We start from the raw sequence: 18,792 nt of genomic DNA, 5'->3' as shown, positions 1-18,792 counted from the left end.
CGGTGATCGGCTGCGCATGCGCCCTGTCAGGCGAGGTCGAGTTTTTCTTCCAGGCGGTCCAGGTGCTCATCCATCAGTGCAAGCGCGGCTGCCGCGTCACCAGCCTCCACGGCATCGATGATCGCCGCGTGCTCTTGCCAGGCACAGTGGTCGCAGCAGGGCGATTCATAGCGGGCGATGATCAGTGAGGTCATCGGCACCAGACCGTTGAGAAAACGTGCCAGCGGTGCATTGGCGGCCACCTGGGCAAGCTTGAGGTGGAATTCGCCGCCCAGGCGGATTGCCGCGCAACGTTCGCCCCGCTCGTGGTGCTGGCGCTCGCGCTCCACCAGCGAACGCAGTTGGCGGATCTGCGCCGGCCGCGCGCGTTGCGCTGCCAGGCTGATCAGGGTGGTTTCGGCCAGGCGCCGGGCGCTCAGCACCTGGCGCGCCTGTTGTGGATCAGGGGCGGCCAGGTGCGCGGTGTGGCTGGGGCGCTGTACCACCACTTGCTGGTCCGAGAGGCGCCCGAGTACCCGGCGGATCACCGTGCGGCTGACGCCGAAGGCGTTGCCCAGTGCCTGCTCGGGCAGCAGGCTGCCGGGTGGCAAGCGCTGCTCGAGAATCGCGTCGAACAGGCGGGGGTAGATCTGCTCGGCCGACAGGCGGGTTTCGCCGGCCCCGAGCAGGGCAGGCAGGTGGGGGGCGGCGTGGGCGCAGGCGGTCATGGTCGCTCTCCTGGGGTCATTGGCGCGGATGGTCATCCGGGATGTTCAGTTCGATGCCCATCCGCTGCCCTTCGGCAAGGATGTGCTGGCGCATCTGGGCGCTGGCCTGGGCGCTGTTGCGGTCGCGAATGGCGCGTACCACGGCTTCGTTTTCCTTGAGCCGAGCAGCAAGGTGTTCGGGTGAGTTGCGCAGCATGTTGGCGCTTTGCTTGAGGGCATTGCCGGTCTGCTGTACCACGCTCTGGAAAATCGGGTTGGTGGTCAGCGCGAACAGCGCCTCGTGGAAGGCGATGTAGGCCTTGGCCCCGGCATCGCTGTCATCGGCATCCAGCGCTTCGCGCATGTCCATCAGGGTCAGGCGTAGCTGGCCGATGTCCTGGCTGTTGGCCGATTGCGCCACCAGGCCGACGATGAACGGTTCGAGGGTGTAGCGCAGCTCCAGGACATCGGCCAGGCTCGCCGCAGCGCTGCTGTCGACGCCTGGCTCCAGCACGGCCGTTTCGGCATCCAGCACCAGCACGCCCTTGCCCGGCATGGAGCGCACCAGGCCGAGGGTCTCCAGCACGGTCACGGCTTCGCGCAGGCTGGGGCGGCTGATGCCCAATTGTTCGGCCAGCTCGCGCTGGCCAGGCAGCATGTCGCCGGAGCGCCACTGGCCGCGGGCCAGGGCCTGGCGCAGTTTTTCCACCACTGAGTTGACGACGGTCGATGAGCTGATCACGGTTTTCTCCTGAAAGGGCCGGCGTCAGCGCCGGCCACGTGGGCTCAGAATTCCTGTTGATGGGCGTTGGGCTGCTTGCGAGGTGCATGGGCAAAGCCGGGTTTGCCATCGAGCACGTTCTGCGCACGCTCCAGATCGATGTCTTTTTCCCAGCGGGCAATGGCCACGGTAGCCACGCAGTTGCCGATCAGGTTGGTCAGCGCCCGGCCGATGCCCATGAACCAGTCCACTGCCAGCACCAGCACCAGGCCTACCACCGGGATCGCCGGCACGGCGGTGAGGGTGGCGGCGAGGATCACCAGTGCCGAGCCTGGGATGCCGTGAGCGCCTTTGGACGTCACCAGTGACACCAGCAGGATGGTCAGCAGGTCGGTCATCGCCAGCGGCGTACCGGTGGCGTTGGCGATGAACACGATGGCCAGGGTCAGGTAGATGGAGAAGCCGTCAAGGTTGAACGAGTAGCCGGTCGGGATCACCAGGCCAACGGTGGAGCTGCCAATGCCCAGGTGCTCGAGCTTGCGCATGATCTGCGGCAATACGGCATCGGAGGAAGCGGTGCCCAGGACGATGGTCAACTCTTCGCGCAGGTACTTGATGAAAGGCAGCAACTTGAGCCCCGACACGCGCATCACGGTGCCCAGGATGATCAGCACGAAGCCCGCACAGGTCAGGTAGAACAACGCTACCAGGCCACCCAGGTGCTGCAGCGACTCCAGGCCATATTTGCTGGTGGTGAAGGCGATGGCGCCGAAGACGCCGATCGGCGCCAGGCGCACGATCATGCCCATGATGCGGAAAATCACGTGGCTGAGTTCGTTGATCAACCGCGAAATACCGGCGGCCGAGTCACCCACCAGGTTCAGCGCGCTGCCGAACAGCACCGAGAACAGCAAGACTTGAAGGATGTTGTTGTCGGCGAAGGCGCCCACCACGGAGGTGGGGATCAGGTCCATGAAGAACGCGGTGGCGCCATGGATATGCTGGCCGCGCTCGGCCAGGCCGCTGGCGTCGGCAGCAGAAAGCTGATCCAGGTGGATGTTGGCGCCGCTGCCGATGCCACTGGTAAAGGCGAACACCAGGCCGATCACCAGGGCGATGGTGGTCAACACTTCAAAGTAGATCACCGATTTCAGGCCGATGCGCCCGACTTTCTTCAGATCGCCGGCACCGGAAATGCCGCTGACCACCACGCAGAAGACGATCAGGCCGATAAGCATCTTGATCAGCTTGATGAAGCCGTCGCCGAGGGGTTTGAGCTGCAGGGAAAGGTCGGGAAAACTGAGGCCGCAGGCGATGCCGAGGGCAAGGCCGAGCACAACTTGCAGGAAGATCGAACGCGAGCACCATTTGAGCATGGGAGTGATCTCTGATCGGTGTCCTTGCTTCGGTGCCGCACGGGGCGAAAGAGCGCAGGACTTATTTATTTTTGTGGTCTTACCGGTTTGTTCAGCGCGAAGTCATAAAAGCGCGAAAAATCCGAATATGCAAGGTTTTTTGGCCTTACCGGTCTGACCAGTTGTGGGGCATTTCGGCTTGCCAGGCTCTAGTTCGGTGCGTGCTGCAGATTGAGGTGATGCGCCGTTGGCCGGCATTTGCCAATACCTGCAGGGTGTTAGCAATCTGCCTGCCAACTTCTTGCCCGATCAGGGCGGCGGGGCGATGCTCTTGACCGAAGCCAGTTCAGGGTGGGCCACCAGCTTGTCGATGTGCAGGGCGTCGTCGTTCATCCAGCTTTCGCTCAGCACCCGATAGTGCTCCATGTCGCGACAGCGCACGCGCAAGCTGTAGTCGAAATGGCCACTGATCAGTTGGCATTCATGAACGTCAGGGCAGGCCAGCATGGTTGCCTCGAACGCCTTTTGTGCGGACCGCCCGCGCAGGTTGGAAAGGGCTACGAGTACCAGCAGTGACAGCCCTGGTGCGAGCTTCTGCGGGTCGATGATTGCGCCATAACCGCGGATCACGCCGCGCCGTTCCAGCTTGCGTACGCGTTCCAGGCAGGGGCGCGGAGTAAGATGCACCAGGGTCGAGAGCTTTTCGAAGGTGATGCGGCCATCGACGCGCAGTATGTCGATGATGGCTTGGTCGATGCGGTCCAGCGGGGCAGAGGTGGCGTCCTTGGTGTCCATGCGCGGTGCTTCTTTTTTCAAGGCGGGGCATGGACAGGTTAGGCGGTTATCGGGTGATCGTCCTCACGCGCCGGCGATTGGGCTGCGCAGCAGCCCAAGGTCCGTCAGGCGCAGGCGCTGTCGGCCCGGTGCACTGAACGAACCGCCACCACCCGCGGTTGCAGCAGTGCATACAAGTCCTTGGGGTTTTCCAGAACCGGCACCAGCCCGATATCCTGGCCGATCCCTAACGTGAGCGCTGTATCGAGCACATAGCGCAGCGCCGAATAATCTTCCAACGCAAAACCTACCGAATCGAACAGGGTCACCTGATCGGCATTCTCACGGCCCTGAACAAGGCCTGCGACCACCTGCCAGAAAGCGAAGACTGGCGAATCGGCCGGCATTTGCTGGATTTCGCCTTCGACCCGGCTTTGCGGCTCGTACTCAACGATCACCCGGGCCCGCTCGACGATGTCGCGGTGCAGCTCGGTCTTGCCCGGGCAGTCGCCGCCCACGGCGTTCAGGTGCACGCCCGGTTCGATCATGTCCGGCGTGAGGATGGTCGCGTACGTCTTGTCCGCCGTGACCGTGGTGACGATATCGGCACCGCGCACGGCATCGGCGACGCTGTGGGCGACGATCACCTTGAGCCCTGGGCGGCCCGTCAGGTTGGCCACCAGCTTCGCCGTGGCTGCAGGGTCGATGTCGAACAGGCGGATCTCGTCGATGCCCAGCAGGGTCTTGAAGGCGATGGCCTGGAATTCGCTTTGCGAGCCGTTGCCGATCAGCGCCATGCTGCGGCTGTCTTCACGCGCCAGGTAGCGGGCGGCGAGTGCCGAGGTGGCGGCGGTACGCATCGCTGTGGTCAGGGTCATCTCGCTGAGCAGCAGCGGCGCGCCGGAGCCGACGTCGCTCAAGGCGCCGAAGGCCATCACCGTGGGCAGGCCGAGGCGGGTGTTCTTCGGGTGGCCGTTGACATACTTGAAGGCATACCGGCTGGAGTCGGAAACCGGCATTAGTTCGATCACGCCGTCCGCCGAATGATTGGCCAGGCGCGGGCACTTCTGGAAATCGTGCCAGCGCAGGTAGTCCTGACGAATGTACTCGGCCATCTCCACCAGGCAGCTGGCCAAGCCTTTGCGGTTGACCAGGCGGGCGAGGTCTTGCACATCGATGAAGCGGGTCATGGCATCTCCCTGCAACTTGCGGGTTGGGCTGTAGGGATATTGTCGGGCGATCAGGGCGGGAATGCCGGCCGAAAAAGGCGGTGCGGGCAGCGGGTCCGGCTGACTTCAGGGCCCGGGCAGCCGAATCGGCTGTCGGCCCCCGGTCATTGCTCGCGAAGGCGTTTATACAGTGTCGTTCGGCTGATCCCCAGGCTCCGGGCCACGGCCGAGAGGTTGCCATTGGCCCGTTTCAGCAGGCTTTGCAGGTCCGCCTCATCGTCACTGCAGTCGCTCGCCACCGCGCATCCTTGTGCTTCAGCCAGAAAGCCGGCGGGCAGATGTTCGACGCCGACCGGCCTATCGCCTGCCAACGCCAGGGCCACCTGCATCACACTCACCAGCTCGCGCACATTGCCCGGCCAGGGGTGGCGATCAAGCAGCTCAAGGATAGGCTGCCCCAAGCGCTGGGGTTGGTGAGGGTCGCGATAACGTGCGTGGATGCGCTCGATCAATGCTCGCCGGTCAGTGCGCTCGCGCAGCGCCGGCAACACGACCGCCATTGCCGCGATGCGGTAGTAGAGGTCTTGGCGAAAGCGCCCCGCACGCACCTCTTCGGTCAGGTCCCGATTGCTTGCCGAGACCACGCGGATATCCACCGCTACCGGTTCGCCGCTGCCCAGTGGCTGAATGCTGCGCGATTGCAGCACGCGCAGCAGGCGGGCCTGGGTCGGCAGCGGCATGTCGCCGATTTCGTCGAGGAACAGGACGCCCTTGTCGGCCTTGCGGATCAGCCCGGGGTTGCCCTTGTGATGAGCACCGGTGAAGGCGCCCTTGTCATAACCGAACAACTCCGATTCCACCAGTTCTGCAGGAATCGCCGCACAGTTGACCGCGATCAACGGCTGGCGGGCACGGCTGCTGGCGCGGTGCAGGGTCTGGACGAAGACTTCTTTGCCGACGCCGGTTTCACCCTGGACCAGCAGCGGGATGTCTTTTTCCAGCATCAAGCTGGCCTGGGCCAAGGCCTTTTCCATGCGTGGATCGCCACTGTGAAGTGTTGAGCGTGGGGGGCTTTGCCGGGGTGCTTGCCACTGGCAGTGGAAGCGGTTGCGCCCGGCTGCCTGCAAAGCGAAGGGTTGCTGCTGGGGGTGGGCAAGCAACTGGCACAAGGGGATCTGGAACAGTTGCTCGACGTTTTGTTGCAGCGGGTTGCCGCCCAGCAGGCTGTCGGCTCGATGATTGGCGGCGAGTACCTGGCCACGCTCATCGAATACCAGCAGCCCGGCCCAAGGGCTGTCGAGGTTGTCGCAAGCGCTGTTGAACAGCAACTGCGCGTGCTGCTCGGCATGCTGCGCAAGGATCAGGCGATTCTCCAGGCTTTGGCCCATCATGCGTACCAGGCCGAGGGTCTGGGTGGCTGGCAGGTAGCCGTCGCTGGCCACGTCGAGTACCCCGACCAGTTGCCGCTGGGCATCGTACAGCGGGGCTGCGGCGCTGGACATGTAGCGGTTCTGGCGCAGGAAGTGTTCGTCCTGGCCAACATGGACGGGCTCGGCGCAGACCAGCGCGGTACCCAGCGCATTGGTGCCCACGCCCCGTTCGTGCCAGTGGGCACCGGCACTGAAACCGTGCTGGTGCTGGGGGCAGACGAAGCGTCGCGAACCCCAGGTCTCGAGCAGGCAGCCGTTGGCGTCGGCGAGCATCACCAGGTAGCTGGCATTGCCCAGCAGGTGCGCGTACTGCGGCAGCACGCCATCGCGGGTGTGTTGCAACAGTGCCTGGCGCCGCTCCAGCAGGGCGCTGAGTTCGGCCTTGGTCAGGCAATCGAAGTCGGGGGCGCTCTGTGGCTGCAGGCCGTGATCGCGGCAGCGCGCCCAGGAGGCCTGGATCAGTTGGGCATGGGTCGAAGTGGCGGTGGCCATGGGCCTGTCCTGTGTGATTGTTGTTATCAGCCGACCGCTGTTGAGTGTCGTCCACCGTTGTTCATTGTCAAACCCGCCACTGTTCAGGTGTTCAGCGAAAGTGTTCAGTTGTGAATCGCTGCTGGCCTGTCGGCACCGTCAAAGCCGCAGGCCAGAGGGCCAGAGTGGAACTGGCACGGAACTGGCTGTCTGTGCCGGACAACCACAATAACAAGGTCCTGCCATGTCTCTGGTGCTGGAACAGGTCAGCCGCAGCGTCGATAACCAGCCCTGGATCATCGACGCGTCCCTGCAGTTCGAGCCTGGCTCGTTCAACGTGCTGCTTGGCCGGACCCTGGCCGGCAAAACCAGCCTCATGCGCCTGATGGCCGGGCTCGACCACCCCGACCGTGGCCGCGTGCTGATGGCGGGTGAAGATGTCACTGGTGTGCCGGTGCGCCGGCGCAATGTGTCGATGGTGTATCAGCAGTTCATCAATTACCCGACCCTGAGCGTGTACGAGAACATCGCCTCACCCCTGCGCCAGGCGCGCCTGGCCGAGCCGGACATCCGTCGGCGCGTGCAGGAAACTGCCGAAATGCTGCGTATCGAACCCTACCTGCAACGCTTGCCGCTGGAGCTGTCTGGCGGCCAGCAGCAGCGCACGGCGATGGCCAGGGCGCTGGTCAAGGATGCCGGGTTGATCCTGTTCGATGAGCCGCTGGTCAACCTCGACTACAAGCTGCGCGAAGGGCTGCGCCAGGAGCTGCGCGAGTTGTTCGCCGCGCGCAACTGCATTGCCGTGTATGCCACCACCGAGCCCAACGAAGCGCTGGCACTGGGCGGCACCACCACCCTGGTGCACGAGGGGCGAATCGTCCAGAGCGGGCCGACGGCCGAGGTCTACCAGCGGCCCGGCAGCGTGCTGGCCGCCGAGTTGTTCAGCGAGCCGCCGATCAACCTGATACCGGGGCGTATCAGTGGCAATGAGGTGAGCCTGGCCCAGGCGGTGCACTTCGCCCGCAATGTCGACCTGCACCGCCTGGGCGACGGCGATTACCGCTTTGGCGTGCGCCCCAGCCACCTCACCCTGGTGCCGGCGCACGATGACGACCTGGAACTGGCGGTGCGGGTGGAACTGGCCGAGATCAGCGGTTCCGAGACATTTCTGCATGTGCGTAACGAGCACTGGCCGATGGTCCTGCACCTGCCGGGGGTGCACGAGTATCAGGTGGATACGCCGATCCGTGTCTTCATACCCACCCACAAGCTGTTCGTCTTCGACAGCGCCGGGGCACTGGTACAGGCACCGGGCCTGCGCCAGGCAAGGAGCGCCTGATGGCCGAAATCCGCCTGCGCCAACTGGCGCACAGCTATAGCCGACAACCCGCCACCGAGGGCGACTACGCACTGCATCAACTGGAGCACGTGTGGGAGCAGGGCGGCGCTTATGCGTTGCTCGGGCCTTCCGGGTGTGGCAAGTCGACCTTGCTGAACATCATCTCGGGGCTGCTCACGCCCTCCCATGGCCAGGTGCTGTTCGACGGCAAGCCGGTCAATGACCTTTCGCCGCAGCAGCGCAACATTGCCCAGGTGTTTCAGTTCCCGGTGGTGTACGACACCATGACGGTGTTCGACAACCTGGCGTTCCCTTTGCGCAACCAGGGCCTGGACGAAGCCAGGGTGCGCACGCGGGTCGAGGAAATCGCCGAAGTGCTCGACCTGGGCGCAGTGCTGAAGAAAAAGGCGCGCAACCTCAGCGCCGACGAAAAGCAGAAAGTGTCCATGGGCCGTGGCCTGGTGCGCGATGACGTCTCGGCCATCCTTTTCGACGAGCCGTTGACGGTGATCGACCCGCACCTGAAATGGAAGTTGCGGCGCAAGCTCAAGCAGATCCATGAGCAGTTCAACATCACCATGATCTACGTGACCCACGATCAACTGGAGGCTTCGACCTTCGCCGACAAGATCGCGGTGATGCATGGCGGGCGCATCGTCCAGTTCGGCACCCCGCGTGAGCTGTTCGAGCGGCCACGGCATACCTTTGTCGGCTACTTCATCGGCAGCCCGGGGATGAACCTGATCGACGTGCGCGCCGACGCGGCGGGGGTCGCGTTCGGCGATGTGCACCTGATACTGCCCGACGGCCTGCGCGAACGCTTGGCGGGCACGCGCGGCGGGCGCCTGCAAGTGGGCATTCGCCCGGAGTTCGTGCAACTGTGGGACAGCCCATTCGAGGGCGCCTTGCCTGCGCGAGTGCTGGACGTCGAGGACCTGGGCACCTATCGCATCGTCACCCTGGTGCTTGGCGGCGTGGCGCTCAAGGCGCGCCTGGCAGAAGATCGCCCGGTGCCGGTGGCACATGCCTGGGTCAGCCTGCCGACGCAGTGGCTGCTGCTGTACGTCGACGATCTGCTGCTGGAGGCCATGCCATGAACAAGGTGCCGAACAACAAGGCCTGGTGGCTGGTGCTGCCGGTGTTCCTGCTGGTGGCGTTCAGTGCCGTGATGCCGATGATGACGGTGGTCAACTATTCGGTGCAGGACATTTTCGACCAGTCCAGCCGCTACTTCGTCGGCGCCGACTGGTACCGCCAGGTGTTGCGCGACCCGGCATTGCACGATGCCTTGCTGCGCCAATTCATCTATTCCGCCTGCGTGCTGCTGATCGAAATTCCGCTGGGCATCGGCATCGCCCTGACCATGCCGACCAAGGGGCGGCTGGCTTCGGTATGCCTGATCGTCATGGCCATCCCGCTGCTGATCCCGTGGAATGTGGTCGGCACCATCTGGCAGATCTTTGGCCGCGCCGATATCGGCCTGCTCGGTGCCACGCTGGCCAAGCTTGGCGTCAGCTACAACTATGCCGGCGACCCGTTCGACGCCTGGCTCACCGTGCTGGTGATGGACGTCTGGCACTGGACATCACTGGTGGCGCTGCTGTGCTACTCGGGCCTGCGCGCCATCCCCGACGTGTACTACCAGGCCGCGCGCATCGACCGGGCATCGGGCTGGGCGGTGTTCCGGCATATCCAGTTGCCCAAGCTCAAGAACGTGCTGCTGATCGCGGTGATGCTGCGCTTCATGGACAGCTTCATGATCTACACCGAGCCGTTCGTGCTCACCGGAGGCGGGCCGGGTAACGCCACCACCTTCCTCAGTCAGACCCTGACCCGCATGGCGGTCGGGCAGTTCGACCTGGGCCCGGCGGCGGCGTTCTCGCTGGTGTATTTCCTGATCATTCTGCTGGTGTCGTGGCTGTTCTATACCGCCATGACCCACGCCGACAAGGACTAGGCCATGAGTACACGCAAGACGCTGGCCCTGCTGCTGTACTTCTTCTTCCTGCTGGTGCCGATCTACTGGCTGCTGAACATGTCGTTCAAGAGCAACACCGAGATACTCGGTGGCCTCACCCTGTGGCCGCAGGCGTTCACCCTCGACAACTACCGGGTGATCTTCACCGATGCCAGCTGGTACAGCGGCTACATCAACTCGCTGTACTACGTGTGCCTGAACACGCTGATTTCACTGCTGGTGGCGCTGCCGGCGGCCTATGCCTTCTCGCGCTACCGCTTCCTCGGTGACCGCCACCTGTTCTTCTGGTTGCTGACCAACCGCATGGCGCCGCCTGCGGTGTTTCTGCTGCCGTTCTTTCAGCTCTATTCGTCCATCGGCCTGTTCGATACGCACATTGCCGTTGCCCTGGCCCACTGCCTGTTCAACGTGCCGCTGGCAGTGTGGATTCTCGAGGGGTTCATGTCGGGCGTGCCGAAGGAGATTGATGAAACCGCCTACATCGATGGTTACAGCTTCCCGCGTTTCTTCGTGAAGATTTTCATTCCGCTGATCGGCTCCGGCATCGGCGTGACGGCGTTTTTCTGCTTCATGTTTTCCTGGGTCGAACTGTTGCTGGCGCGCACCCTGACTTCGGTGAACGCCAAGCCGATTGCCGCCGTGATGACCCGCACGGTGTCTGCTTCGGGCATCGACTGGGGCGTGCTGGCGGCGGCAGGGGTGTTGACCATCCTGCCAGGCATGCTGGTGATCTGGTTCGTTCGCAACCATGTGGCCAAGGGCTTTGCCCTGGGCCGGGTGTGAGGAGGGCAACGCATGGAGTGGATGGCCTGGACCTTGCCCACGGCGCTGTTCTTCGCCGCCGTCGGCGTACTGCTGCTGTGCATGACCCTGTTCGAACTGCACCGCCCCTGTGTGGAGCGGCGTGGCTTTCTGCCGATCGTCACCAGCCGTGGCGACCGGTTGTTCATCGGCCTGTTGGTCAGCGCCTACCTGCACTTGCTGGTAGTCGGGGTCAGCGACTGGCCTTTATGGGTGGCCTCGCTGCTGTCGCTGGGCTGGCTCGTGGTGGTGCTGCGCTGGGGCTGAGCGACGGCTCCGGGGAATAACTCAAACGGGAGAGCACAATGTTCCATAACAAACACAACCGGCGACATTTGACCCTGGCCGCGATGCTGGTACTGGCGGGCGTACACGGTGCGGCGTGGGCCGACCAGTACGAGGATGCGGCGTCGAAATGGATCACCAGCGAGTTCAAACCGTCGACCCTGACGCCGGAGCAGCAGTTGGCCGAACTCAAGTGGTTCATCAAGGCCGCCGAGCCGTTTCGCGGGATGAAGATCAATGTGGTGTCGGAAACCATCACCACCCATGAGTACGAGTCCAAGGTGCTGGCCAAGGCCTTCAGCGAGATCACCGGGATCCAGCTGACCCACGACCTGCTGCAGGAAGGCGACGTGGTGGAGAAGCTGCAGACGCAGATGCAGTCGGACAAGAACATCTACGACGGCTGGGTCAACGACTCCGACCTGATCGGTACGCACTTTCGCTACGGCAAGGTGGAGTCGATCACTGATCTGATGGCCAACGAAGGCAAGGACTACACCTCGCCGACCCTGGACCTGAAGGACTTCATTGGCATTTCGTTCACCACCGCGCCGGATGGCAAGGTTTATCAGTTGCCCGACCAGCAGTTCGCCAACCTGTACTGGTTCCGCGCCGACTGGTTCGAGCGGCCCGAGCTCAAGGCCAGGTTCAAGGAAAAGTACGGTTACGAGCTGGGCGTGCCGGTGAACTGGTCCGCCTATGAGGACATCGCCAAATTCTTCACCGAAGACGTCAAGGAAATCGATGGCAAGCGCGTCTATGGCCACATGGACTATGGCAAGAAGGACCCTTCGCTGGGGTGGCGCTTCACCGATGCCTGGTTCTCCATGGCCGGTGGTGGCGACAAAGGGCTGCCCAATGGCTTGCCAGTGGACGAGTGGGGCATCCGCGTGGAGGATTGCCACCCGGTAGGGTCCAGCGTGACCCGCGGCGGCGACACCAATGGCCCGGCGGCCGTCTATGCCACGCAGAAGTACGTCGACTGGATGCGCGCCTATGCGCCCAAGGAAGCGCAAGGCATGACCTTCTCCGAGGCCGGCCCGGTGCCTGCGCAAGGCAACATCGCCCAGCAGATCTTCTGGTACACCGCCTTTACCGCCGACATGACCAAGCCGGGGCTGCCGGTGGTCAACGCTGACGGCACGCCGAAGTGGCGCATGGCGCCCTCGCCCAAGGGGCCATACTGGGAGGAGGGGATGAAGCTGGGCTATCAGGACACCGGCTCCTGGACCTTCTTCAAGTCCACCCCCGAGAAGCAGCGCCTGGCCGCTTGGCTATACGCCCAGTTCGTCACCTCCAAGACCGTGTCGTTGAAAAAGACCATCGTTGGCCTGACGCCGATCCGCGAGTCGGACATCAACTCCCAGGCCATGACCGACCTGGCGCCCAAGCTTGGCGGGCTGGTGGAGTTCTATCGTAGCCCGGCACGGGTGCAATGGACCCCGACCGGGACCAACGTGCCGGACTATCCTCGCCTGGCACAACTGTGGTGGAGCCATATCGCCGAAGTGGCCAGTGGCGAGAAAACGCCGCAAGAAGCGCTGGATGGCTTGGCCCGGGATCAGGACCGCATGATGGAGCGGTTGCAGCGCTCCAATGCCCAGGCCACCTGCGCGCCTAAGCTGAACCCTGAAAAAGACGCACAGTACTGGTTCGACCAGCCGGGGGCGCCAAAACCGAAACTGGCCAACGAGAAGCCCAAGGGCGAGACGGTCAGCTATGACGAGCTGCTGAAATCGTGGGAGGCGGCGCGCAAGTGACCGGCTAGGGACCCAAATGGGTTCATCGTCGGCAAGCTGCTGAATCCAAGGCAAAAAAACGGCACCTGCCAGAGGTGCCGTTTTCATTTCACGCAAGCTTACTTATGCAGCTCTTCTGCCGCATACAGCGTGTTTTCCAGCAGGCAGGCCCGGGTCATCGGCCCTACGCCGCCCGGCACCGGCGTGATCCAGCCCGCGCGGGGCAGGGCGGTCTCGTAGACCACATCGCCGACCAGCTTGCCGTCTTCCTGGCGGTTGATGCCCACGTCGATGACGATGGCGCCTTCCTTGACCCACTCACCCTTGACCAGCCCCGGCTTGCCGGCAGCCACGACCACCAGGTCGGCACGGCCGACATGACCGGCCAGGTCCTTGGTGAAGCGGTGGCAGACGGTCACGGTGCAGCCGGCCAGCAGCAGCTCCATGGCCATCGGGCGGCCAACGATGTTGGAAGCGCCGACGATCACGGCGTCCATGCCATACAGGTCCTGACCGGTGCTTTCGAGCAGGGTCATGATGCCTTTAGGGGTGCACGGGCGCAGCAGCGGAATACGCTGGGCCAGGCGACCGATGTTATACGGGTGGAAGCCATCGACGTCCTTGTCCGGACGGATGCGCTCGAGCAGCAGCGATGCATCCAGGTGTGCAGGCAGCGGCAGTTGCAGCAGGATGCCGTCCACTGCCGGGTCGTCGTTGAGGCGGTCGATCAGCTCGGTCAGGGCTTGCTGCGTGGTTTCGCTGGGCAGATCGAAGGCCTGCGAAATGAAACCGACCTCTTCGCAGTCCTTGCGCTTGTGCGAGACATAGACTTGGGAGGCGGGGTCGGTGCCGACCAGGATCACCGCCAGGCCCGGCGTGCGCAGGCCTTGCTGGCGACGCTCCTCGACACGTTGAGCGATCTGCTTGCGCAGGTTGGCGGCGATCGCCTTGCCATCGATTAGGTGTGCAGTCATAGACGCGTGATTAACCATCGAGAAAGGAACAATAAAGAGGGCGCATTCTCGCACGACACGGCCCGAGGGCAAAGGCGGGTGGTCGGGCAAATGCCCTAACCCCTTAAATAATTTAAATTTTTTATAGAAAGGTGTTGACGCTTATACGGGTCGCCTATAAGATTCGCCGCACTTGTCGGGCACAGCCTAGCACTGGTTGGCGAAGTCGGGCAGAATGAGTGGTTTTAGTATTGCTCGTTCGGTTAGGCTTTACGCTTATGCGCCCGTAGCTCAGCTGGATAGAGCATCCGCCTTCTAAGCGGATGGTCGCAGGTTCGAGTCCTGCCGGGTGCGCCATTAGGCAGCTTGGGCAAGCAAGTGAGGCAGTAAAGCGATATGGTGGGCGTAGCTCAGTTGGTAGAGCGCCGGATTGTGATTCCGGTTGTCGTGGGTTCGATTCCCATCGTCCACCCCATATTCTTCAGAGGCGCCTTGATTGTAGATCTGGCGCCTTTGTTTTAAGCGTTATGCGGACGTGGTGAAATTGGTAGACACACTGGATTTAGGTTCCAGCGGCGCAAGCTGTAAGAGTTCGAGTCTCTTCGTCCGCACCATGTTTATGTAAGGTTGTACCGTAACACCGCAATATGGTGGGCGTAGCTCAGTTGGTAGAGCGCCGGATTGTGATTCCGGTTGTCGTGGGTTCGATTCCCATCGTCCACCCCATATTTTCGAAGGCGCCTTGATTGTATGATCAGGCGCCTTTGTTGTTTCTGCGTTATGCGTACGAGCGTGTAACTATGCAGCCTCGTCGGCAAGCCGACTCCTGCAGGGGCGCGCAGTTCTTGAGGCCTGCGCAATACCTCTGACAGCCCTTGCAATCCTCTGGCGACACCCCAATAAAAGCTGATAGATTTCAGTCGGTTGAAATACCGGCTGGATTAGGCCAGCAAAGGATTAATCCAATGATTGCAAAAGAAGCCCGTCAGGCGCTGGCGCTTCAGCGCTTCGCCGAGGCCAATCCGCAACTGCTCGAGGAAATCCGTGGGCTGGATGCGCGCGAACAGGCCCAGCAGATCGAATGGGCGTTCGAGGATGCCGCCGACCAGCAGGGCATCCAGCCTTGGGAGCTGGCGCTGCAGTTGATCGCCGAAAGCCCCGAGCAACTGCAGGCCATGCGCCTGGAGACCCATCGCGAAGTGGCCCAAGCGCTGGGTATGGCTTGGGAAGAGTACTGCCAGTTCAATGAAATCGACCCTGAATAAGGGCGTTTTTGCGGGCTGTAGTTGTTTGACAAAGTATTACGGTTGCGTGCCGCCGACGGCGTTGCGCAGCCTGCATATATATAGAGGCCCGGCGATACGCCGTGCGGGCCTTGCAAGCTAATCGACCGGCGTGGTTTCCCGTCGTCCCGGGTGGGGTGACTTCTGGTGCGTGACTCACTAGAATGCTTGCCCTTGATTCTGGAGTCGGGCTAACGCCGGCTAACGTCTGTGCAACGAGGAATATCCATGCAAGTTTCTGTTGAAAACACTTCCGCTCTCGAGCGCCGCATGACCATCGCCGTTCCGGCCGAGCGCGTCGAGAACGAAGTCAACAAGCGTCTGCAGCAGACTGCCAAGCGCGCCAAGGTCGCGGGCTTCCGCCCAGGCAAAGTGCCGATGAGCGTGATCCGCCAGCGTTTCGAAGCCGATGCCCGTCAAGAGGCTTTCGGTGACCTGGTCCAGGCTTCCTTCTACGAAGCCATCGTCGAGCAGAAGCTGAACCCGGCTGGCGCGCCTGCTGTAGAGCCGAAGTCCTTCGAAAAGGGCAAGGACCTGGAGTTCGTCGCCATCTTCGAAGTGTTCCCAGAGTTCGCCGTTGCCGGCCTGGAGTCGATCAGCGTCGAGCGCCTGAGCGCCGAAGTGGCTGATGCCGACCTGGACAACATGCTGGAAGTGCTGCGCAAGCAGAACGTGCGCTTCGAGGCCGTCGAGCGCGCTGCCGAGAAAGACGACCAGGTCAACATCGACTTCGTCGGCAAGATCGACGGTGAAGCCTTCGCCGGTGGTTCGGCCAAGGGTACCCAGCTGGTACTGGGCTCCGGCCGCATGATCCCAGGCTTCGAAGACGGCCTGGTTGGCGCCAAGGCTGGCGAAGAGCGCGTTGTCAACGTGACCTTCCCTGAGGATTACCAGAACCTGGACCTGGCTGGCAAAGCTGCCGAGTTCACCATCACCGTCAACAGCGTTTCGGCACCTCAGCTGCCAGAACTGAACGAAGAGTTCTTCGCCCAGTTCGGCATCAAGGAATCGACCCTGGAAGGCTTCCGCGCCGAAGTTCGCAAGAACATGGAGCGTGAACTGCGTCAGGCGATCAAGACCAAGGTGAAGAACCAGGTCATGGACGGTCTGCTGGCCGCCAACCCGATCGAAGTGCCGAAGGCTCTGCTGGAAAATGAAGTCAACCGCCTGCGCGTCCAGGCTGTTCAGCAGTTCGGTGGCAACATCAAGCCTGAGCAGCTGCCGGCCGAGCTGTTCGAAGAGCAAGCCAAGCGCCGTGTGGTGCTGGGCCTGATCGTCGCCGAAGTGGTCAAGCAGTTCGAACTGAAGCCGGACGAAGGCAAGGTTCGCGAAATGATCGAAGAAATGGCTTCGGCTTACCAGGAGCCTGAGCAGGTCATCGCTTGGTACTACAAAAACGACCAGCAGATGAACGAGGTACGTTCGGTTGTACTGGAAGAACAAGTTGTAGATACTGTTCTGCAGAAAGCGACTGTGACCGACAAATCGGTCTCGTACGAAGAAGCCGTAAAACCAGCGCAGGCTCCTGCCGAAGCTGAGTAAGGCGGCCCTCTCGTAGGAAACCCCCACAAGCCAGCCTTCGCGCTGGCTTGTGCGTATTCAAGCCATGACTATTTGGGAGTGAGCGCAGGACATGTCCCGCAATTCTTATATTCAGCAGAGCTCTGACATCCAGGCCGCAGGCGGCCTGGTCCCGATGGTTATCGAGCAGTCCGCCCGTGGCGAACGTGCCTATGACATCTACTCGCGCCTTTTGAAGGAGCGAGTGATCTTCCTGGTCGGCCCGGTAGAGGACTACATGGCCAACCTGGTAGTGGCGCAGATGCTGTTCCTTGAGGCGGAAAACCCGGACAAGGATATCCATCTTTACATCAACTCCCCAGGCGGCTCGGTAACGGCTGGCATGTCGATCTACGACACCATGCAATTCATCAAGCCGGACGTCTCGACCATCTGCATCGGTCAAGCCTGCAGCATGGGTGCCTTCCTGTTGGCCGCCGGTGCCAAGGGCAAGCGTCACTGCCTGCCTAACTCGCGGGTGATGATTCACCAGCCGCTCGGCGGCTTCCAGGGCCAGGCGACCGATATCGAGATCCATGCCCAGGAAATCCTCAACATCAAGGCGCGTCTGAACGAGCTGCTGGCCTACCACACCGGCCAGGATCTGGAGACCATCAAGCGCGACACCGAACGTGACAATTTCATGAGCGCCTCGCGCGCGGCCGAGTACGGCCTGATCGACTCGGTATACGACAAGCGGCAACTGGCCTCCTGAACCCAGGTGCCAGAGCAGGCAGGCGCCCAAAGCGCCTACCTGCGGACTTGAAAAAGCCCGCAATTGCCTTCATCTTGTGTTGCAAGCCTACCGGATTGGATCGATCGAATGACTGACACCCGTAACGGCGAGGACAGCGGCAAATTGCTTTATTGCTCCTTCTGCGGCAAAAGCCAGCACGAAGTGCGCAAACTGATTGCCGGGCCCTCGGTATTTATCTGCGACGAGTGCGTCGACCTGTGCAACGACATCATCCGAGAGGAGGTGCAGGAAGCCCAGGCCGAAAGCAGCGCGCACAAATTGCCTTCGCCGAAAGAAATCAGCGGCATCCTGGACCAGTATGTGATTGGTCAGGAGCGCGCCAAGAAGGTGCTTTCGGTAGCGGTGTACAACCACTACAAGCGCCTGAACCAGCGTGACAAGAAAGGTGACGAGGTTGAACTCGGCAAGAGCAACATCCTGCTCATCGGGCCTACAGGCTCGGGCAAGACCCTGCTCGCCGAAACCCTGGCTCGCCTGTTGAACGTGCCGTTCACCATTGCTGACGCCACCACCCTGACCGAAGCCGGTTACGTGGGTGAGGACGTCGAGAACATCATTCAGAAACTGCTGCAGAAGTGCGACTACGATGTGGAAAAGGCCCAGATGGGCATTGTTTACATCGACGAGATCGACAAGATTTCGCGCAAGTCGGACAACCCGTCGATCACCCGTGACGTTTCGGGTGAAGGCGTGCAGCAGGCACTGCTCAAGCTGATCGAAGGCACCGTTGCTTCCGTTCCGCCGCAAGGGGGGCGCAAGCACCCGCAACAGGAATTCCTGCAGGTGGATACCCGCAACATCCTGTTCATTTGCGGTGGCGCCTTCTCAGGCCTGGAAAAGGTCATCCAGAACCGCTCCACCAAGGGTGGCATCGGTTTTGGCGCTGAAGTACGCAGCAAGGAAGAGGGCAAGAAGGTTGGCGAGTCGCTGCGTGAAGTCGAGCCGGATGACCTGGTCAAGTTTGGCCTGATCCCCGAGTTCGTCGGCCGTCTGCCGGTTCTGGCAACCCTCGACGAGCTGGACGAGGCTGCGCTGATGCAGATCCTCACTGAGCCGAAGAACGCCCTGACCAAGCAGTACGCCAGGCTGTTCGAGATGGAAAGCGTTGACCTTGAGTTCCGCAGTGATGCGCTCAAGGCCGTCGCACGCAAGGCCCTGGAGCGCAAGACTGGCGCCCGCGGCCTGCGTTCGATCCTCGAGGGCGTTCTGCTCGACACCATGTATGAAATTCCTTCGCAGAAGGAAGTCAGCAAAGTGGTGATCGACGAGAGCGTCATCGAAGGCACTTCGCAGCCGTTGCTGATCTACGAGAACAGCGAGCCGCAAGCCAAGGCCGCACCCGACGCCTGAGTCGGTCAGGTGGCAGCAAGCAAGAAAGGGGCCCATGCGGGCCCCTTTCTGCTTTTCCTGTGCAAGCGCTTGTAATTTCCCAGGCGTGCCCCCACATTAGGTCCAAGCATCATTTTCACCGGTTTCCGGCCATAAGGCCGC

At 62.1% G+C, this 18,792-nt stretch carries 17 protein-coding genes and 4 tRNA genes; 14 read left to right on the top strand and 7 right to left on the bottom strand.

What is annotated here, in order from left to right; all coding sequences use genetic code 11:
* Positions 1-26: 26 nt before the first annotated feature.
* The 6 genes from ACMGGN_RS13440 to ACMGGN_RS13415 form a co-directional block, all read right to left on the bottom strand.
* Entirely contained in the window at positions 27-707 is a 681-nt protein-coding gene (locus tag ACMGGN_RS13440; protein WP_046787918.1) for a GntR family transcriptional regulator, read from the bottom strand.
* A gap of 16 nt (positions 708-723) precedes the next feature.
* Positions 724-1,428 carry a FadR/GntR family transcriptional regulator gene (locus tag ACMGGN_RS13435; RefSeq protein WP_046787919.1) on the bottom strand — a complete coding sequence of 235 codons (705 nt, stop codon included), beginning with the start codon at positions 1,426-1,428 and terminating at the stop codon, positions 724-726.
* A gap of 44 nt (positions 1,429-1,472) precedes the next feature.
* The gene (locus ACMGGN_RS13430) at positions 1,473-2,783 is read right to left on the bottom strand and encodes a C4-dicarboxylate transporter DctA (protein ID WP_046787920.1); all 1,311 of its coding nucleotides are present in this window, start codon (positions 2,781-2,783) and stop codon (positions 1,473-1,475) included.
* Between the two features lie 288 nt (positions 2,784-3,071).
* Positions 3,072-3,557: an Lrp/AsnC family transcriptional regulator gene (locus ACMGGN_RS13425; protein WP_046787921.1), complete on the bottom strand. Its 486-nt coding sequence runs from the start codon at positions 3,555-3,557 to the stop codon at positions 3,072-3,074.
* A 104-nt stretch (positions 3,558-3,661) separates the two neighbouring features.
* Entirely contained in the window at positions 3,662-4,726 is a 1,065-nt protein-coding gene (locus ACMGGN_RS13420; RefSeq protein WP_346640209.1) for an ornithine cyclodeaminase, read from the bottom strand.
* A gap of 143 nt (positions 4,727-4,869) precedes the next feature.
* Entirely contained in the window at positions 4,870-6,627 is a 1,758-nt protein-coding gene (locus ACMGGN_RS13415; protein ID WP_346640208.1) for a sigma-54-dependent Fis family transcriptional regulator, read from the bottom strand.
* 223 nt (positions 6,628-6,850) lie between these two features.
* Between ACMGGN_RS13415 and ACMGGN_RS13410 the strand changes: the two genes are divergently transcribed.
* From ACMGGN_RS13410 to ACMGGN_RS13385, 6 genes are read left to right on the top strand one after another with little or no spacing between them, the layout of a single operon-like run.
* The gene (locus ACMGGN_RS13410; protein ID WP_125923204.1) at positions 6,851-7,945 is read left to right on the top strand and encodes an ABC transporter ATP-binding protein; all 1,095 of its coding nucleotides are present in this window, start codon (positions 6,851-6,853) and stop codon (positions 7,943-7,945) included.
* Positions 7,945-9,042: an ABC transporter ATP-binding protein gene (locus ACMGGN_RS13405; RefSeq protein WP_281868528.1), complete on the top strand. Its 1,098-nt coding sequence runs from the start codon at positions 7,945-7,947 to the stop codon at positions 9,040-9,042. The genes ACMGGN_RS13410 and ACMGGN_RS13405 overlap by 1 nt, the downstream gene beginning before the upstream one ends.
* Positions 9,039-9,902, top strand: a complete 864-nt coding sequence (locus ACMGGN_RS13400; RefSeq protein ID WP_039603432.1) for a carbohydrate ABC transporter permease — start codon at positions 9,039-9,041, stop codon at positions 9,900-9,902. Before ACMGGN_RS13405 ends, ACMGGN_RS13400 begins: the two co-directional genes overlap by 4 nt.
* Positions 9,903-9,905: 3 nt before the next feature.
* On the top strand, positions 9,906-10,706 hold the full coding sequence (locus tag ACMGGN_RS13395) for a carbohydrate ABC transporter permease (protein WP_039603433.1): 801 nt from the start codon (positions 9,906-9,908) through the stop codon (positions 10,704-10,706).
* Between the two features lie 12 nt (positions 10,707-10,718).
* On the top strand, positions 10,719-10,991 hold the full coding sequence (locus ACMGGN_RS13390; protein WP_281868531.1) for a DUF2160 domain-containing protein: 273 nt from the start codon (positions 10,719-10,721) through the stop codon (positions 10,989-10,991).
* A gap of 38 nt (positions 10,992-11,029) precedes the next feature.
* Positions 11,030-12,769 (top strand): ABC transporter substrate-binding protein, encoded by a 1,740-nt coding sequence (locus tag ACMGGN_RS13385; protein WP_119688604.1) that lies wholly within the window; start codon positions 11,030-11,032, stop codon positions 12,767-12,769.
* A gap of 98 nt (positions 12,770-12,867) precedes the next feature.
* Here the strand turns inward: ACMGGN_RS13385 and folD are convergent, their stop codons facing one another.
* Complete coding sequence (gene folD / locus ACMGGN_RS13380; protein ID WP_039603436.1) at positions 12,868-13,722, bottom strand: bifunctional methylenetetrahydrofolate dehydrogenase/methenyltetrahydrofolate cyclohydrolase FolD; 855 nt, start codon at positions 13,720-13,722, stop codon at positions 12,868-12,870.
* A gap of 259 nt (positions 13,723-13,981) precedes the next feature.
* Between folD and ACMGGN_RS13375 the strand changes: the two genes are divergently transcribed.
* The 8 genes from ACMGGN_RS13375 (at position 13,982) to clpX (ending at position 18,651) form a co-directional block, all read left to right on the top strand.
* A tRNA-Arg gene (locus ACMGGN_RS13375) sits at positions 13,982-14,058 on the top strand.
* Between the two features lie 42 nt (positions 14,059-14,100).
* A tRNA-His gene (locus ACMGGN_RS13370) sits at positions 14,101-14,176 on the top strand.
* Between the two features lie 54 nt (positions 14,177-14,230).
* Positions 14,231-14,315, top strand: a tRNA-Leu gene (locus ACMGGN_RS13365).
* Positions 14,316-14,351: 36 nt separating this feature from the next.
* Positions 14,352-14,427: transfer RNA gene (locus ACMGGN_RS13360), tRNA-His, on the top strand.
* A gap of 239 nt (positions 14,428-14,666) precedes the next feature.
* Positions 14,667-14,966: a DUF6388 family protein gene (locus ACMGGN_RS13355; RefSeq protein WP_046787928.1), complete on the top strand. Its 300-nt coding sequence runs from the start codon at positions 14,667-14,669 to the stop codon at positions 14,964-14,966.
* Positions 14,967-15,212: 246 nt separating this feature from the next.
* Positions 15,213-16,526 carry a trigger factor gene (gene tig, locus ACMGGN_RS13350; RefSeq protein WP_046787929.1) on the top strand — a complete coding sequence of 438 codons (1,314 nt, stop codon included), beginning with the start codon at positions 15,213-15,215 and terminating at the stop codon, positions 16,524-16,526.
* A gap of 91 nt (positions 16,527-16,617) precedes the next feature.
* Complete coding sequence (clpP, locus tag ACMGGN_RS13345; protein ID WP_009683825.1) at positions 16,618-17,259, top strand: ATP-dependent Clp endopeptidase proteolytic subunit ClpP; 642 nt, start codon at positions 16,618-16,620, stop codon at positions 17,257-17,259.
* 108 nt (positions 17,260-17,367) lie between these two features.
* Positions 17,368-18,651 carry an ATP-dependent Clp protease ATP-binding subunit ClpX gene (gene clpX, locus ACMGGN_RS13340; protein WP_012313645.1) on the top strand — a complete coding sequence of 428 codons (1,284 nt, stop codon included), beginning with the start codon at positions 17,368-17,370 and terminating at the stop codon, positions 18,649-18,651.
* The last annotated feature ends 141 nt before the right edge of the window (positions 18,652-18,792 follow it).

The sequence above is a fragment of the Pseudomonas sp. BNK-30 genome (genome assembly GCF_047456185.1).
GTDB classification, from domain to species: domain Bacteria; phylum Pseudomonadota; class Gammaproteobacteria; order Pseudomonadales; family Pseudomonadaceae; genus Aquipseudomonas; species Aquipseudomonas putida_E.
This window is presented reverse-complemented; position numbering and strand designations above follow the sequence as displayed.

Bases quoted from the DNA above. Each gene is read 5' to 3' on its own strand.
- ACMGGN_RS13440 (WP_046787918.1), bottom strand. From the start codon at position 707: ATGACCGCCTGCGCCCACGCCGCCCCCCACCTGCCTGCCCTGCTCGGG.
- ACMGGN_RS13430 (WP_046787920.1), bottom strand. From the start codon at position 2,783: ATGCTCAAATGGTGCTCGCGTTCGATCTTCCTGCAAGTTGTGCTCGGC.
- ACMGGN_RS13425 (WP_046787921.1), bottom strand. From the start codon at position 3,557: ATGGACACCAAGGACGCCACCTCTGCCCCGCTGGACCGCATCGACCAA.
- ACMGGN_RS13420 (WP_346640209.1), bottom strand. From the start codon at position 4,726: ATGACCCGCTTCATCGATGTGCAAGACCTCGCCCGCCTGGTCAACCGC.
- ACMGGN_RS13415 (WP_346640208.1), bottom strand. From the start codon at position 6,627: ATGGCCACCGCCACTTCGACCCATGCCCAACTGATCCAGGCCTCCTGG.
- ACMGGN_RS13410 (WP_125923204.1), top strand. From the start codon at position 6,851: ATGTCTCTGGTGCTGGAACAGGTCAGCCGCAGCGTCGATAACCAGCCC.
- ACMGGN_RS13405 (WP_281868528.1), top strand. From the start codon at position 7,945: ATGGCCGAAATCCGCCTGCGCCAACTGGCGCACAGCTATAGCCGACAA.
- ACMGGN_RS13400 (WP_039603432.1), top strand. From the start codon at position 9,039: ATGAACAAGGTGCCGAACAACAAGGCCTGGTGGCTGGTGCTGCCGGTG.
- ACMGGN_RS13395 (WP_039603433.1), top strand. From the start codon at position 9,906: ATGAGTACACGCAAGACGCTGGCCCTGCTGCTGTACTTCTTCTTCCTG.
- ACMGGN_RS13390 (WP_281868531.1), top strand. From the start codon at position 10,719: ATGGAGTGGATGGCCTGGACCTTGCCCACGGCGCTGTTCTTCGCCGCC.
- ACMGGN_RS13385 (WP_119688604.1), top strand. From the start codon at position 11,030: ATGTTCCATAACAAACACAACCGGCGACATTTGACCCTGGCCGCGATG.
- folD (WP_039603436.1), bottom strand. From the start codon at position 13,722: ATGACTGCACACCTAATCGATGGCAAGGCGATCGCCGCCAACCTGCGC.
- ACMGGN_RS13355 (WP_046787928.1), top strand. From the start codon at position 14,667: ATGATTGCAAAAGAAGCCCGTCAGGCGCTGGCGCTTCAGCGCTTCGCC.
- tig (WP_046787929.1), top strand. From the start codon at position 15,213: ATGCAAGTTTCTGTTGAAAACACTTCCGCTCTCGAGCGCCGCATGACC.
- clpP (WP_009683825.1), top strand. From the start codon at position 16,618: ATGTCCCGCAATTCTTATATTCAGCAGAGCTCTGACATCCAGGCCGCA.
- clpX (WP_012313645.1), top strand. From the start codon at position 17,368: ATGACTGACACCCGTAACGGCGAGGACAGCGGCAAATTGCTTTATTGC.